The organism is Clostridioides sp. ZZV14-6153, from assembly GCF_020657855.1.
Lineage (GTDB): Bacteria > Bacillota > Clostridia > Peptostreptococcales > Peptostreptococcaceae > Clostridioides.
Genome location: NZ_JAGWCZ010000001.1, coordinates 562,855 through 578,765, shown reverse-complemented (window position 1 = coordinate 578,765; position 15,911 = coordinate 562,855). Strand labels below are relative to the sequence as shown.

Genomic DNA, 15,911 nt, shown 5'->3' with positions numbered 1-15,911 from the left:
TGCTTATTATCTCTATATTATTTAGAATTTTTCAGGATTAATAAGCGCATACACCAAATATACTATCAACATTACAATTACAACTGCCAGAAACCACATAGGTAATCCCTCCATATATTACATTATTTTTTTTCAGTTTGTTTCCCACACCAGCCAGCAAGCAACCTCATGGAAATAAATCCTATGGCCAATGATGCTATCATCACTATATCTAACATTTCGACTCCTCCATTTACTTTAGTTTATTTGATAAGTTTTGGTTTCATATTGCTACTTCATTTATCTTATCATTTTAGGTATAAAGATAGGGTTAAGATACATCTATTATTGATTAGTATTGCATAAATATAAATTTGAGGTTTTTAAATGAAATTCTAAAAATCGTATTCCCAGAAATTTTAATGTAATGTAGTAGTTTAAAATCATAAAAATTAAAATAAAATTATCTCTTCTATACTTAATTTAGACATAAAAAAAGGTGGCAAGTTTGCCACCTTTCAAAAATATTGTTATTTAATTTATATTAACATTCTGGAACTATGTCATTACTCATATCCATATCTAAATTTTTACCATGATAGTAAATAAAATCAATTACTTTACCACTAATCGTAACAGCAATCAAAGAATAAAAAATATCAAACGCTGATAGATAAAATAGTGATAACAACAATACAATAACATCCGTTGCTAGATAAACTTGCCCTATGTTCAAAGATGTAGTCTTAGAAATTACTAATGCTAAAGCATCGTCTCCTCCTGATGCACAACCTGCTTTTACTATTATCCCTACTCCTACTCCTACAGTTACACCTGCCAAAATAGTTGATAAAAGCATATTTTGTGATTGTGGTACAAGAGGTCCTATAGCCTCAAATAAATCATATAATACTGAAAAACTTATAGAAGCTACTATTGAATATATCAGGAATTTTTTACCGAAAAATTTATATCCTACTAAAAGTAGTAAACCATCAATTACAATATTTGCTATTGCTGGTTGTATGTTGAATAAATTTTTTAACAGTAGTAAAATACCTAACACTCCACCTTCTGTTATGTTGTTTAGATAGTAAAAATTATAAACTCCAAATGCTAATATTGCTGAACCTAATAATATAAGTCCAATCCTTTCTAAAAATAACCGCCTGGCCATATATATCCCTTCCTTTTTCTTAATTTATATATATTATATACAAAAGGATTGGCTTTGTATACCGCACTTTTTAAAACTTTAATTATACAAAATTTTTTTATTTTTTTCAATAGTTTTTTTATGTTTTTTCATGTTTTTTTAATAATTCTTTTGAACCTTAGTATTTTCAATGCCTTAAATGTTTTCTCATTTTACATAAGTTTATATTAATTTGACTTATAATTTAGTATAAATAAGTCTTTGTTTACATTAATTTTTTATTTGTTTAGAAATACTATCCAATAACTTATCACTAAGTTGTATTCAAATAAAGAGTTACTTTAGAAACTATATAAAGTAACTCTATAAATTTTGACATATGTAATCTTTTACCATTCACCCTTAAAGTCTGAGATATTATCCTTGTTGACCTCAACTTGTTTAATTTGTGTAACAGGCTCAACTTTTTCGCCTTTAAGGAAATTAGATGCCTTTTCTATGACTAATGCACCTTCTTCAACAGCAGACATATAAGTTGTACCATCTATTAACCCATCAGTTACAGCTTTTAATCCATCTTTACTTCCACCCAAGCCTATAACTTTAACTTTAAGACCAGCATCTTTTAAAGCTTGCCCTGCTCCTGTAGCAGAGTTATCATCTTGACATATTATAACATTAAAATCAGTTTTCTTTTGAATTAAATCTTCTGTTACCTTTAAGGCCTGCTCTTTCTCCCAATTTGAAGTTTGGTTATAAACTAAATGAAAATCCTATGAAATTGTATGAGTAAGAACAAATAAACCACCACCTTAATTTACATAAATAACTTTCTCTTACTATCTTCACTTCTTGTTTCCATAACAACACTCCTTTTATATTTATACTATAAACATACCTATATGCAATGTCAATAAACGTCACATACCCATTGAATTTCACGCTCTCCTTGTCCTTTATAAAAACATAGTCAATCAGTTCTGAATACTAGTCTTAGTTATCACTTCAAAGAAAATTTGCAAAGAAAGGGCATTCTTCAGATAGCTTTTGCTTAGCAAGCTAATCTGAGACGCCCTTTCTTTGATAAATGATATTGAATTTATAAACTGCTAAAAAAAAGCGTACCTTCTGTGGTATTTCACAGTCACAGCTTGCAAATGTTCTAGATATTTCCAGACAGAACCTCAATAAAATTGAAAACAGAAATGACAAAACTGAGCATACAGTAATGAAACGAAGACATACTACACTTTAAAATAATCTAAAATTATTGTGAAATGACTTTTCTATTTAAATAACTAATATATATTGTATTTTTGAATTGTGAATATGTAACTAAAATATTTAATCATAGTCTGGTGCTTTCTTTTCTGTATCACTATTTTTAGCCCAGAAAAAAAATACTACACCAAGAACTGACCATGCTATTAAAATTGCCCACTCATAAGGCCATAATAGAGATGCTGGAGCTCCTGGTAAATACATTAATCCTAAAAAAACACACATACATAATGATACGGCACCTACAAATTTATATCGTTTAACTTTATATGGTCTTATCATATTTGGTTCTTTATGTCTTAAAACAAGAAATGATATTGAAACCATCGAGTATGAAACTACGATTGAAGCTCCCCCAGCATCTGAAAGCCAAATCAACATATTTTCACCTAATAAAGGAACTATTGATGTAATTACTCCTATTAAAATAATTGCATTAGATGGAGTTTTATATTTTGGATGTAATTTAGCTAAAAATTTTGGTAGCATACCACAATTAGCCATGGAATATATGGCTCTGCTACCACCAACATAAAATGAATTCCAACTAGTAAGTATGCCTGCTATTCCACCAAGAATCAATATTTTAGATGCAATTTGGCTTCCTCCGTATACATTTCCCATAGCATCAGCAGTTACAAGTTGAGATGTCTGCATTTGTGAATCTGGCATTGCAAGTGATACTCCAAAAATTATCATTGCATACCACAAAACAGCCATAATCACAGATAGAATAAGTATATTACCTATTTTTTTGAAAGGGACATTCATCTCTTCTGCTGCTTGTGGTATAACATCAAATCCTACATACATAAAAGGTGTCATAACAGCAACTGTAAGTATTCCAGTTATACCATCTTTAAATAGTGGTTGAGCATTACCTAAGTCTCCATGAGTAAATGAACCAAACATAAGTGCTAATCCGATTAATGTAATCATAACAGTAAGTATACCCTGCAAAAATGCTGCTGTTTTTACTCCAAAATAGTTTACAACAGATATTACTATCGAACTTAAAACACCAACTATTACCCAAGTAAAATATACATCAAATCCTGCTACTTCATACAAAAATCCTTTAATATATCCAGGAAATATATATTGCAACACAGTAGGCAATGCGACTGCTTCAAAAGCTATAACAGAAACATAACCCAAAATAATAGCCCATGTACATACAAATGATGCATTTCTTCCTAGTGCTCTATAGCTAAACACTTGTTCTCCTCCACACTTTGGCATAGAAGATGTTAATTCAGCATAAACTTGTCCAACAAATAATACCATTACTCCTCCAATACCAAAAGCTATAATTGCTCCTAATGTACCAGCTCTTTGAATCCACTCACCAGATAAGACAACCCATCCCCACCCAATCATTGCTCCAAACGCTAATACAAAGACATCTCTTTTATTTAAAACCTTATCAAATTTACTATTGCTTTCCATAGGTTTTCCCCCTTTACAAATTAGTCTATAAATCTAATATTAATTTTTCTCAATATCTATCCCTCCAATATCAATTGATATCATTAAAAAATGACATAAAAATTTAGTATAAATACTTTCAAAATTTTCATTAATATTAGTTTAACATAAAATAACAATTCGTAAAACATTTTGAAGTTGTTTCTATGAAAAAGAAATAAATTTAAAGTAGATTATTTCTAAATTTATTTCTTTTAAAATCTAAACTATACATAAATAATTATTCCTAAAATACTATTTTTATCTCAATATCTGTTTTTACATTCATTAACCACTTTCTCTATCTACTTCTTAAATCTAACTTCAGCTGCCTTTGCATGTGCATATAGCCCTTCTTCTTTTGCTAGTTTTTCTGCAACAGGTGCTAATACTTTTATAGCCTTTTCATTCAGTATCTGCTTTGTACAAGTTTTTATAAAAGTACCAACCCAAACACCACCAGTATATCTTGATGCTTTAAGTGTTGGTAATGTATGATTTGTACCTGAAACATAATCACCAAATACCTCAGCAGACAAGTTACCAATAAATAGTGAGCCATAGTTAGTTAATTTATCACAAATTTCTTCGTATTTATTTACTGCTATTTCTAAGTGTTCAGGTGCATAAAAATTACTTATTTTTACTGCTTCATCTATATCATCAACCAGTATTATTTCACCATTATTTTTCCATGAATTATATGCAATATCTTTTGTTGGTAAATCTTCTAACATGATTTTTATATTTTTTTCAACCTCTTGTGCTATTTCTAAACTATCAGTTAATAATATACCCCTTGCATTTAAATCATGCTCACATTGTGCCAACAAGTCAGCCGCAATATAAACTGGATTTGAAGTTTCATCAGCTATTATAAGAACTTCACTTGGACCAGCTACAAAATCAATTCCAACTTGCCCATAACATTGTCTTTTTGCTTCTGTTACAAACTTATTTCCTGGCCCTACGATTATATCAACAGGTTTAATCTTTTCTGTACCATATGTAAATGCTGCTATAGCTTGAACTCCTCCAGTTGCATATATTTCATCAGCTCCTGCTATATCCATAGCTACTAATGTTTTAGGATTTATATTTTTAGTGTTTTTCATCGTTGGTGAACAAGCCACTATTCTTTTTACTCCTGCAATTTTTGCAGGTATTATAAGCATAAGAGCTGTTGAAAATAAAGGATATTGGCCACCTGGAACATATGCAAGGCATGATTCTATAGGAATATTAGTTTGACCTAAAATAACGCCTGGATAGATTTCTTTTTCAAAAGAATTTTCGAAACTAGCCTTTTGGGCTTTTGCAAATTCTCTTATATTTTTAGTAGCAATTTTCAAATTGTTTATAAATTCATCATCTACATGTTTATAGGCTTCTTTTATTTCTTCTTCAGTAATTCTGAATTCATCTCTTGTATTTTTATCAAACATTTCATTATATTTTTTCAAAGCAGTCTCTTTATTATTTCTTATATCTTCTATTATAGAACTTACTTGTTCTCTTAGTATTTTTTCATCTACCTTTTCTTTTATATTTGATTTTTTTATACTCTTCATCTTTTTCCTCCTAGTTTTATAATGTTATCATTCTAGCAATAAATAAAAACTCCCACCCTCTATCAATAACTAGAGGATAGGAGTTTAATCATATTGTACTCACCTCACTGACTGAGCACTATTTGTCTAATAACTATACTTATATTCCCGTTAATCTTTCTGAATTTTCTCTTTATTATACATAATATGATATATTTTAACTATTAATTTGTCAATGAAATTTTTTATCTTCTACAGCAATTGCAATTACATCTATCACATTTGCATCTGTCACAATTACACTTATGACATTTACATCTATCACAATTATGGTTATTATTGTTGTTTCCATTTCTTCTAGCTTCACATTCCATACCTTCGTCAAAGAATCTTCTAGACTCTTCTAGAGATTCTATACCTTGATAATTATAAGCTGAGTGTTCATTCCAAGATTTTTCTGCTTTTTCCCACATTTTTCTAGCTTCATTTTCAAATTTTCTTGCTTCTCTTCCTCTTTCTTCAGCTTCACAGAATGCTTCTCTTGCTTCTCTTTCTCTTTTTTCAGCTTCTCTTCTAAATCTATCACAATTTCTGTTTCTGTCTCTGTCACAGTCTCTATTTCTATCTCTATCACAATCTCTGTCTCTATCTCTGTCTCTATCTCTGTCACAATCTCTGTCTCTATCTCTGTCACAATCTCTGTCTCTATCTCTGTCACAATCTCTATCTCTATCTCTGTCACAATCTCTATCTCTATCTCTGTCACAGTCTCTATTTCTATCTCTATCCCTATCACATGAATTATTCTCATCTTGGAACCATCTTGATGTAGAATAACTTCTTCTATACCAATCTCCTGAACATCTATTATTTCCCATATAGCATATCTCCTTTTAATTTTAATTTTTTATGAGATGTTTTGTTTCATCTCATAGTATATAGTATTAAAATTTTCAAAATATGTTACATAGAAACCTATATTATTTTCTTTTTAGCTTATTTTCAACATTTTATTCATTTTTTCACAATATCCTTTATCTTTTATTAGACATAAACTGTTATTTATTTCATACTCAGAGTCAGCATAAACCATAATAGCAAGCTCATCATCATCATTTAAAATATCATAATTTACTAAGCAATTCCCAACTATATTCAATATTTCATCTTTATTACATTTTTTAAATCTAAGAAGTGCTCCACACTTTTCTCTAACTATTTTATTTACTTGTATTCTATCTTTAGTAAAAGAGTCTATACTAGAAACTCTATTATCTATTATATCAATAACATCTGAGTAAACTGCACTTCCTGTTGCTAGACTTCCAGCTCCCTTACCTACAAAAGAAACTTCTCCTACTGAATCTCCATTTACTATGACAGCATTAAACTCATTGTCTATTCTAGCAAGTATGTTATCTTTTTCCACTAGAACAGGTCTAACAAATGCACTTACTTTGTCATTTTCATATTTGCTTTGACCAATTAATTTTATCTTACAATTTAATTTTTTTGCATATTCTATGTCTTTTTCATCTATATCTGTAATTCCTTCTAAATATACATCTTTCCAGTATACTCTATTATCATAAGCTAGAGTTGACAATATTGATAGTTTTCTAGCAGCATCATATCCTAAGACATCTGACTCTGGGTTTGCTTCAGCAAAACCTAATTCTTGAGCTTGTTTTAATGCCATATCATAAGACAAATCTTCATCATACATTTTAGATAATATAAAGTTAGTAGTTCCATTCAAAATAGCATTTATGCTATCTATATTATTTCCTTCTAATGATTCTATTATAGGCTTTAATACTGGTATACCTCCAGCAACCGAAGCTTCAAATTTAATACTTACTTTATTTTCACTAGCTAATTTTGCAAGCTCATCTCCACATTCAGCTAATAAATCTTTATTTGCTGTAACAACATGAATTTTATTATTTAATGCTTTTTTGATATAAGATAGTGTTGGTTCTAAACCACCCATAACTTCAACTAATATATCTATATCTTTCTCAAATATGTCATCTATATTATTAGTTATTATATTAGAGTATTTTTTTTCTTTATGTTTTTCTAAATTATTAACTAAAATTCCAACTATTTCTATATTTCTTTTCTCTTTATTATTATCTATTATATCTATAAGTCCACTTCCTACAGTTCCATATCCTAGTACTCCAATTTTCACTTTATTTTGCATTTTATTTTCCTCCTAAATTTATAATTTTCCGTTTTTTTTTAATTTTCAATCTTTTATTGTAATAAAAATAGACCCATCCCTATATAAAGGGACGAGTCTATGTTCGCGGTTCCACCCAATTTGATTTTTGTCAATTATTGACAAAATCCACTTTGTACTTTAACGCAGTTAACGGTTAATCTTACTAAAACTCTTTTTAGAGTAACTTCAGATAACAGCTCCTAGGTAGTTTTCAATCCCTCTAATTTAAAAAGTCTTTCAGCCGATGGACTTTTCTCTCTGATAATCGAATTAGATTTACTCTTCCTATTCATCGCTTTTATAATTTTTTATAATTCCTTTTTATACTTTCAAATAATATTTTAAATAACAAAAAACTCCCATCCTTATAACATAAGGACGAGAGTATAATTCCCGCGGTTCCACCTAATTTAGTTTTCATTTTTTATGAAAACCCACTTTAAACTTTAACGTAGTTAACGACTATTCTTACTAAAATCTATTAATATAGATAACTTCAGAAAGTAGCTCCTAGGTAGTTTTCAATCTCTCTAATTTAAAAAGTCTTTCAGCCAGCGGACTTTTCTCTCTGATAATCGAATTAGATTTACTCTTCCTATTCATCGCTTTTTTATTTATTATATTGTAATTCATTTTAAACCCTTACAAATAAATTGTCAATAGTTTTTTTAAATTTTATTTTTTATACTTAATTTATAAATCCGAAAATTCTATTTCTAATTTCTTACTTAGCTCACTACTGATTTCTCTTTTATAATTGCATTTTTCACTATTATTTTTGCTTCTAACTGGCAACGAGACAATAAATTCACTTCCAACACCAAGTTGACTCTTTAAAGATATACTGCCATCATGCAATTCAACTAAAGATTTCACTAGTGAAAGCCCAATTCCACTGCCCTTAACTCTATAAGAAAGTTCATTGTCAATTTGTTCAAACCTATTAAATATTTTATCTATTTTTTCTTTTGGTATACCTATTCCACTATCAGATATTTTCATTTCAAACATATTATCTTTCACATATAAAAATATATTTATTTTCCCATTTTTTTTATTGTACTTAATTCCATTAGAAAGTAAATTCAATATTATTCTTTCCAATTTTTCTGAATCAAATAACATTGAAAATTCCTCTATTTCTGTGTCAAATGTAAGTTGTATATTATTTTGACTTGCAAAATCGGCTACAGACATACATATATCTTCCACAAATGATATTATATCAGACTCTTTTGGCCTAAAATCTAAGTATCCCGACTGCATTTTTGTAAAGTCTAGAACATTATTTACTAATCTCAATATTCTATTTCCATTTTGTTTTACTATACCTAGATTTCTTTTTAGAGTATCATTTGATTCTATTAAGTCTGCCTCTTTCTTTTCTATTACTTGTAATGAAGATGATATTAAATTTATAGGAGTTCTAAGTTCATGAGATAGATTTGCAAAAAACTCCATTCTATTTTTATCCATCTCTTCTTCTAATTTTTTTCTTCTACTTATATCCCTTGCTGTACCAATTATTCCAATGACACTACCATAACTATCAAAATACGGTCTTTTTGTAATCTCAATACACTTGTTTTCGTTATGTATAATCATATTTGATTCAAATGTAACAATCTTTTTATTTTCAACTACATCCTTATCACTTTTACATATCTTGTCTATTAGAGATTCTTCTGTTGATATTTTATGACTATTCTTACCTAGTAATTCTTCTTTATTCATACAGGCTAGATTCAAAAATCCTGAATTAAACCCAATATAATTTCCATATACATCTTTATAAAACATATTCTCTGGTATTGAGTGTTCAATCATTTTCATTAAGTTTTTTGAATCATAGTTTTTATTATTATATCCACTGTATATTACATTATCTATTATTCCTATAGTTCCTAAAAGTTCGTTTTCATCATATAAGAAATATTTTTCAACCATAAAAAATGTTTCTTCGTACTCAAATAATTTTTGTAAAAATCTTTTTTTACTAGATATTCCTTCTAAATAGTCATCCCTAAATAATTTTCCAGTTCGTTCTCCCCATACTTCTATATCATTTTTTCCAAATATATCTTTTGTAGTTTTAATTTTGTTATTTAATATTGATATTAAATTTTCACTACAATCTATATATATTCCTTCTTCATCTTTAACATAAGCTAGTTTTTCTTTTTTATCAAATGAATCGATTATCTGTCTATAATCGAATACAATTTTACTAAAATACAAAACTATGTACGTATCTCCAACTATTTGTTTTCTTATATTTATCCAATTTTTAAGTGCTGGAATATATCTTTTTATACAATCTACATTATCTGAGAACAACTCTTTGGAATATTTTTTTGCTCTAAATATAGGTAATACATCTAATATATTTTTATCACAAATTCCCTCTTCTAGTTTCAATACTTGACTCATACCTTTACTTATATATTCCACTCTATATTCTATATCTTCATGTTCTCTTATAATCTTACAGTATAAAAAAGGCACAGGTATATTTTTTATAAAATTCACATATTTATTATGGATTTCCATATCCTAACCACTACCTCTCAATGTTATTTATAATAATACTTCTTAAGTAATTATATGACATTTTTCTATTAATTATAACATATTTTATAACAAATATTTGTGAATAAATTTAATTTTATGTAATTTATTATTTGTTTATAATTATTTGTGTCGCTTTTTTTTCATCAGTAATGATATGTGTTATGTATCCAGTCTTCAATGCACCTGTTATTGAATCTATACTAGAATCTGAACATATAGCTATTACTTTTTTTGCCTTTTTTAATTTTTCAAGAGGTATTTGTATGACATAATCACTATCACTTTTAATTATTTCTCCATCTTTATTAAAATAATAAGATAAAAAGGAACCTATTGCTTTCTCTTTTGTAAGCTTCTTTCCAAATCTAATCGCAGTAGCTTGGTCTGGAACCTGAGGATAATTATCAACAGATAAAATTATTGTATCTATATTATCCCATTTTTTCTCCATACTTTGATAATTTTCAGTTTTCAAATAGATATTTCGTTCTTCACTACTAGTTGGAAATGCAGGCGCATATAAAAATACAGGACTAAATCCTGTACTATTTGAAAATACAGATATTAATTCATTAGGGTGATATCCTTTGTTTGGTATGTTAGCCATTCCAACCAATGGATATACTTCTCCTTTAAAAGTACAAGTATCCTCACTCTTTTGTATTTCTTCTATTATATTACCTATAGTATATCCCCATCCTATACCGACATTACTAACCTTAGGTAATTCTTCTTTTATATATTTTATTCCATGACTTAGTATAGTTTGTTGAGTTATATATTCGGTTTTAGCTTCTGGTACTATTAGTCCACCCCTAATGTTAAATATCTCTTTCACCTGATTCATCAGCAAATCATTACTAGAAAATAGTTCCCTAATCTCTATCTTTACTATTCCAATTTCTTTTGCTCTATTTAACATTTTACTTATTAATGGTCTTGACACGCCTAAAACTTTTGCAATCTCTGCTTGAGTTTTATTATCTTCATAATACATTTTTGATACTTCTACTAATTTCAACATTTCGTTTTCAATAGTCATATTTTCATCCTTTCAAAGCTGATTTTAAGATAAAATTATCTCATTAGATAAAATTTGTCAAGTTGTATAAAAAATTTAAAAAGCCCAGAAAAATTCTGGACTTTTTAGCTTAAATATTAACATTCTTGCATTAATTCAATTATAAAACCACCATTAATTATAAACGCACATTTTAAGTTATCTCCTACTTTAAAAGGTTCTACAATTACTTCATTCTCATTTAGATATTTGTCCATGTTTTTTACTTTATATGCAACATGAGGATTTTTTTGCATTATTTCTGGAAGTGGGCTTCCCTAAACAAATCTTAAATATTCATATTTGAAATCTGTGTATTTGGGGTCTGTTATATACACCTTCAATTCTTCATTAAACTCTTCATGCTCTTGTGGCTTATCTGTTATCACACCTATATGTACAAATTCCATAAATTCCCCTCCAATTATATTGAAATCTATATATTAAACTTGATTTATACTACTTATATTCTTCTTTTAATTCTTCAAATAACTTGTATGCTTGTTCTGGAGTATTATTTTCATGAACTACAGCCTTTATTGCCTTTATCATAGCTTTTGGGTTTTCTGATTGGAATACATTTCTTCCCATATCAACTCCTGCTGCTCCTTCATTTATAGCTCTATAAGCCATTTCTAACGCTTCTTTTTCTGGAACTTTTTTCCCTCCTGCTATGACTATTGGCACTGGACAAGCAGATGTTATTTTCTCAAAATCCTCACAATAATAAGTCTTTACTATACTTGCTCCAAATTCAGCTAACATCCTAGTGGCTAATAGAAAATATTTCGCAGTTCTTTCCATCTCCTTACCTACTGCAACGACACCCAAAACTGGTATTGAATATCTATTTCCCATATCTATTGTTTTGACTAAATTTTCTATAGCCTTACATTCACCTTCAGCCCCCATAAATGTCTGTATAGCTAAGCATGATGCATTCATTCTTATCGCATCTTCTATATCAACTCCTATAACTTCCCTGCTCATATCCTCTCTAAGTACGGAGCTCCCAGCTGAACATCTAAGTGCTATAGCTTTATCTTGAGCGGGATTTATACACGTTCTTAAAGCCCCTCTTGTAGCCATAAGACAATCTGCATCTTCTATAAGGTCAGGGATTGAAAGGTCTAATCTTTCCAATCCTTGAGTAGGACCCATTATATATCCATGGTCAAAAGCTAGCATCAATGATTTTCCTGTTTTAGGATTAAATATCTTTGATAATCTATTTTTCATTCCCCAATCTACATTGTCCATTCCTTTTAAATAAAAACTCTGTTGAAGTGGTTTTATCCCTATTCCATAATCTTTTGGTAATATTATTCCATCTTTATCTGCCATTTTTTATCTCCCTTTAATTTAGTCTAATTTTTTTTAAAGTAAGGTGTATTGCATGGTGAATTGAAATATCTCAATAATTCATCATCCATTCTAGCTATAAATAGTTGGAATCCAGCTGTTTCTTGAGTAGTCAAAAGTTCTCCAACACAATTTGAAACTATTTCTATATTTTTTTCTTGTAATATTTTATGACACTTTCTATAAACTATTAACATTTCCATTAAAGTAGTAGCTCCTGAACCATTAACTACTAACATTACTTTTTCACCATCTTTGATATCCAAATCCTTTATTAAAGCCTGTGTCATTATTTCAGCAGTTTCATCAGCAGACTTCATTTCCATACGTCCACCTCCACCTTCTCCATGTTGCCCCATTCCTATTTCCATTTCATTTTCTCCAAGTTCAGAAATTACCATACCTGTAGATGGATGAGTTGCTCCTTTACATGCAACAGCTATAGTTGCCATATTATCAGCAAATTTTTGTGCTATTTCTGCAACTTCATCTAAAGATTTTCCTTCTTTAGCAGCCCCTGCAGCTATTTTATATAAAGGTATACATCCGACCAATCCTCTTCTATCATCACTATTTTCTCTTGGTGCATTTGCTATATCTTCTTGAGTAACAACTTTTCTAACATTTAATCCTTCTTTTTTAACTTGTTTCATAACAAGGTTTCCTGTCAACATATCTCCAGCATGATTAAGAACTACAAATAATACACCTTTCCCTTTGTCTGCCATCTTTATAGCCTCTAAACAAGAATTTGGTCCTGGAGCGGCAAATACATCTCCGACTACAGCTATATCAACCATTCCATCCCCAACAAATCCACTTAAAGCTGGTTCATGACCTGCTCCTCCTAAAGTAACTATTGTTACTCTGTCTTCTTCTTCCAACTTTTTGTTTATTACTAAATTTGAATCTGTAACTCTTAGTAAATCCGAATTTGAAAGTTCTAAACCTTCTAAAACTTCTCTAGCTAAATCTTCTGGTTGGTTAATAAATTTTTTCATTGACATGATAAATTCCCCCTATTAAATTTGTTATATTGATTAATTGCTTTGTTAATCTTTTTTATAATGCACTATATAAACCTTTAAACATTAATGATATAGAAACAGCACCTGGGTCCATATGCCCTAAACTTCTTTCTCCTATACTTTTTGCTCGTCCAAATTTTGCTATGTAAGTTTTAGTGTTTTCTGCGCCTTCTACTGCTTTCTCATAACTCACTTTAAAAACATCTTTTATGTTGTCACTTTCAGTATTATACATAGCATCTATTGCTGGGTATAATGCATCTACTAGTGTTTTTTGACCTACTTTAGCAGTAGAAATAAGAGATAAATTTTCTCTTGCTTCAATAAACATCTCTTTTACTTCTTCTATTTTAAGTTCTTTTTTATCTTCTATCCCTTCAGCCATTCCCTCAAATATAGTTCCCCATAAAGGACCTGCTGATCCCCCATTTACATTCATACATAAAGTACTCAAATCTTCATTAATTGATTTTATACTATCATCATCATGTTCTTCTAAAGCTCTTTTTCTCATACAATCCGCTATTCTATCTATAGTAACTCCATGGTCACCATCTCCAACTATACCATCTAGTTCACATAAATATATCTTATTTTCTTTTAATATTTCTGCTGCACTTATTAGCATTTTTCTCCATGTAGCTGTTGACAACATTGAATCATCTCCTTAGCAATATCTTAACTCAATATTATCATATGTAATAACAAATGTAAATTATTTTTAGAAAACGTTTTTACAAAATTTACATTTGCAATATTAAATACCAATTTTTATTTTAATATTTCATTTCTTATCTTTCTAAAATACAATCTTGAATTTAATTCATAGCCTACAACAATAACCCAACTACTAAAATATATCCATGTCATAAGTACAATTATTTCAGCTATACTTCCATATATTACTTCATAGTTAGCATAATAATTTGTATAATAAGAATAGAAAAATGATACTACAAACCAAGCAAATGTAGCAAAAATAGCACCTGGAGCAGATTCTTTCATAGTCAAACTCTTATTAGGTGTATACTTATATAAAAATGTAAATATTACTATTATTGTTGCAATACCTACAGTGTATCTTAGAATATCCCATATTTTTATGAATATCTCATCTAATCCTATAAAGTTAAAAATAAAGTAACCTATCTTCTCTCCATAAACCAAAAATATCATAGATAAAAAAATCAATACCAAAAGCATAATTGTAAATAAAAATGATATAGATAAAATTTTAAAAAAAGACCTAGTTTCTTTAACCTTATAAGCTCTATTCATTCCTTTAATAAGTGCTTTTACTGCTCTTGAAGATGTCCACATAGTAAGTACAAAACTGACAGCTAAAAAATTTAAACTTCTATTGTCTATTGCAGAAACTATAATTGAAGATAATACATCAAAAGCACTCTCTGGCATCATATTTCTAAATAAGGCTATATATTTATTTAAATGAAGAACTGGTATATATGCTATAGAACTTATTGTAAATATCAAAAAAGGAAATATAGACAACATTAAGAAAAAAGATACTTCTGCTGATTTTGAACTTAATTCACTGTAATTAGATTTTGCAACTATATACTCAATTAATTTTTTATCTATCCCAAACATAAATATCCCCTTTTCTCTAATATTAATTTCATTATACAATATTAATTATACTCAGATTCATGCCATAATATAATTATTTAAACAAAAATAACATAAATAAAAACTGAAAATAATAATTCTACTAACATTTTAATTTTCTAGGCAACGAAAGTAAAATTATAATCTTGAATTAAATAGATATTATTAGGTTATAATTATGATTATATACAAGCTTCTAGTGGTATTAATTTAAAAAGATGAAATTAGAGATGTATTTTCTAATTGAATTGACAACATAAAAGAGTTTTTAGCAACAACAAATAAAAATATTAAACAAACTAGTATTATCAGGGTGACTTTTAATTTTATTATCTTTTCTTCTTAAACAATTATTGATTATGTAAAATTATATCAAATCAATATTAATCTTATGTTTATAATTTAAGAAATATATAATAAATGTTAAATATTTATGGTTATAATGTTTATCTTTCGAATAAAATACATTATAATTAAAAGTAAAGTTACAAATTTGCTATAATTTTAACAAATTAATTTTCAGAATTATACAAATTTTACATTAATTGTTAATACAAAATCTATTTAAATAATATTTTTATACTCAAAAATAAATAAA

General features: G+C 28.4%; 13 protein-coding genes, 2 pseudogenes and 2 other annotated features. Of the genes and pseudogenes, 1 reads left to right on the top strand and 14 read right to left on the bottom strand.

Translation table 11 applies throughout. From position 1 onward, the window contains the following. Nucleotides 1-21: 21 nt before the first annotated feature. The 3 genes and pseudogenes from kdpF to KGF46_RS02680 all read right to left on the bottom strand — a co-directional run. Nucleotides 22-99: a K(+)-transporting ATPase subunit F gene (gene kdpF, locus KGF46_RS20260; protein ID WP_227433307.1), complete on the bottom strand. Its 78-nt coding sequence runs from the start codon at nucleotides 97-99 to the stop codon at nucleotides 22-24. Nucleotides 100-523: 424 nt separating this feature from the next. Then, nucleotides 524-1,156, bottom strand: a complete 633-nt coding sequence (locus KGF46_RS02685) for a YitT family protein (RefSeq protein ID WP_227827442.1) — start codon at nucleotides 1,154-1,156, stop codon at nucleotides 524-526. A 368-nt stretch (nucleotides 1,157-1,524) separates the two neighbouring features. After that, nucleotides 1,525-1,884, bottom strand: a pseudogene (locus KGF46_RS02680) (sugar ABC transporter substrate-binding protein); the annotation flags it as partial. 377 nt (nucleotides 1,885-2,261) lie between these two features. Between KGF46_RS02680 and KGF46_RS02675 the strand changes: the two are divergent. Continuing rightward, a pseudogene (locus KGF46_RS02675) lies at nucleotides 2,262-2,390 on the top strand (helix-turn-helix domain-containing protein); the annotation flags it as partial. 89 nt (nucleotides 2,391-2,479) lie between these two features. On the opposite strand, the gene KGF46_RS02670 reads toward KGF46_RS02675, so the two are convergent. The 11 genes from KGF46_RS02670 to KGF46_RS02625 all read right to left on the bottom strand — a co-directional run bounded on the left by KGF46_RS02670 (nucleotide 2,480) and on the right by KGF46_RS02625 (nucleotide 15,295). After that, on the bottom strand, nucleotides 2,480-3,865 hold the full coding sequence (locus tag KGF46_RS02670) for an APC family permease (protein ID WP_227827441.1): 1,386 nt from the start codon (nucleotides 3,863-3,865) through the stop codon (nucleotides 2,480-2,482). 323 nt (nucleotides 3,866-4,188) lie between these two features. Continuing rightward, nucleotides 4,189-5,454, bottom strand: coding sequence for a histidinol dehydrogenase (gene hisD, locus KGF46_RS02665; RefSeq protein ID WP_227827440.1), 1,266 nt, complete (start codon nucleotides 5,452-5,454; stop codon nucleotides 4,189-4,191). Nucleotides 5,455-5,678: 224 nt separating this feature from the next. Then, nucleotides 5,679-6,311, bottom strand: coding sequence for a hypothetical protein (locus tag KGF46_RS20215; RefSeq protein WP_285894654.1), 633 nt, complete (start codon nucleotides 6,309-6,311; stop codon nucleotides 5,679-5,681). A gap of 113 nt (nucleotides 6,312-6,424) precedes the next feature. Then, complete coding sequence (locus KGF46_RS02655) at nucleotides 6,425-7,642, bottom strand: homoserine dehydrogenase (protein ID WP_227433002.1); 1,218 nt, start codon at nucleotides 7,640-7,642, stop codon at nucleotides 6,425-6,427. Between the two features lie 84 nt (nucleotides 7,643-7,726). Further along, nucleotides 7,727-7,965, bottom strand: a binding site (T-box leader). A 69-nt stretch (nucleotides 7,966-8,034) separates the two neighbouring features. Beyond that, nucleotides 8,035-8,275: a binding site (T-box leader), on the bottom strand. 81 nt (nucleotides 8,276-8,356) lie between these two features. After that, nucleotides 8,357-10,213: an ATP-binding protein gene (locus tag KGF46_RS02650; RefSeq protein WP_227840298.1), complete on the bottom strand. Its 1,857-nt coding sequence runs from the start codon at nucleotides 10,211-10,213 to the stop codon at nucleotides 8,357-8,359. Nucleotides 10,214-10,340: 127 nt separating this feature from the next. Then, on the bottom strand, nucleotides 10,341-11,276 hold the full coding sequence (locus KGF46_RS02645) for a sugar-binding transcriptional regulator (RefSeq protein ID WP_227827437.1): 936 nt from the start codon (nucleotides 11,274-11,276) through the stop codon (nucleotides 10,341-10,343). 296 nt (nucleotides 11,277-11,572) lie between these two features. Next, complete coding sequence (locus tag KGF46_RS19970; protein ID WP_255640438.1) at nucleotides 11,573-11,704, bottom strand: hypothetical protein; 132 nt, start codon at nucleotides 11,702-11,704, stop codon at nucleotides 11,573-11,575. A 49-nt stretch (nucleotides 11,705-11,753) separates the two neighbouring features. Beyond that, nucleotides 11,754-12,638: a 3-hydroxy-5-phosphonooxypentane-2,4-dione thiolase gene (gene lsrF / locus KGF46_RS02640; RefSeq protein WP_227861783.1), complete on the bottom strand. Its 885-nt coding sequence runs from the start codon at nucleotides 12,636-12,638 to the stop codon at nucleotides 11,754-11,756. A gap of 23 nt (nucleotides 12,639-12,661) precedes the next feature. Beyond that, nucleotides 12,662-13,663, bottom strand: coding sequence for a dihydroxyacetone kinase subunit DhaK (locus KGF46_RS02635; protein WP_227827434.1), 1,002 nt, complete (start codon nucleotides 13,661-13,663; stop codon nucleotides 12,662-12,664). 55 nt (nucleotides 13,664-13,718) lie between these two features. Next, nucleotides 13,719-14,339 (bottom strand): dihydroxyacetone kinase subunit DhaL, encoded by a 621-nt coding sequence (dhaL, locus tag KGF46_RS02630; RefSeq protein WP_227827433.1) that lies wholly within the window; start codon nucleotides 14,337-14,339, stop codon nucleotides 13,719-13,721. Between the two features lie 116 nt (nucleotides 14,340-14,455). Next, nucleotides 14,456-15,295, bottom strand: a complete 840-nt coding sequence (locus tag KGF46_RS02625) for a YihY/virulence factor BrkB family protein (RefSeq protein ID WP_227827432.1) — start codon at nucleotides 15,293-15,295, stop codon at nucleotides 14,456-14,458. Nucleotides 15,296-15,911 lie beyond the last annotated feature (616 nt).

Coding starts and splice junctions, on each gene's coding strand:
- KGF46_RS19970 (WP_255640438.1), bottom strand. CDS start 11,704: ATGGAATTTGTACATATAGGTGTGATAACAGATAAGCCACAAGAGCAT.
- lsrF (WP_227861783.1), bottom strand. CDS start 12,638: ATGGCAGATAAAGATGGAATAATATTACCAAAAGATTATGGAATAGGG.
- KGF46_RS02655 (WP_227433002.1), bottom strand. CDS start 7,642: ATGCAAAATAAAGTGAAAATTGGAGTACTAGGATATGGAACTGTAGGA.
- KGF46_RS20215 (WP_285894654.1), bottom strand. CDS start 6,311: ATGGGAAATAATAGATGTTCAGGAGATTGGTATAGAAGAAGTTATTCT.
- KGF46_RS02670 (WP_227827441.1), bottom strand. CDS start 3,865: ATGGAAAGCAATAGTAAATTTGATAAGGTTTTAAATAAAAGAGATGTC.
- KGF46_RS02650 (WP_227840298.1), bottom strand. CDS start 10,213: ATGGAAATCCATAATAAATATGTGAATTTTATAAAAAATATACCTGTG.
- hisD (WP_227827440.1), bottom strand. CDS start 5,454: ATGAAGAGTATAAAAAAATCAAATATAAAAGAAAAGGTAGATGAAAAA.
- KGF46_RS02685 (WP_227827442.1), bottom strand. CDS start 1,156: ATGGCCAGGCGGTTATTTTTAGAAAGGATTGGACTTATATTATTAGGT.
- kdpF (WP_227433307.1), bottom strand. CDS start 99: ATGTGGTTTCTGGCAGTTGTAATTGTAATGTTGATAGTATATTTGGTG.
- dhaL (WP_227827433.1), bottom strand. CDS start 14,339: ATGTTGTCAACAGCTACATGGAGAAAAATGCTAATAAGTGCAGCAGAA.
- KGF46_RS02635 (WP_227827434.1), bottom strand. CDS start 13,663: ATGTCAATGAAAAAATTTATTAACCAACCAGAAGATTTAGCTAGAGAA.
- KGF46_RS02645 (WP_227827437.1), bottom strand. CDS start 11,276: ATGACTATTGAAAACGAAATGTTGAAATTAGTAGAAGTATCAAAAATG.
- KGF46_RS02625 (WP_227827432.1), bottom strand. CDS start 15,295: ATGTTTGGGATAGATAAAAAATTAATTGAGTATATAGTTGCAAAATCT.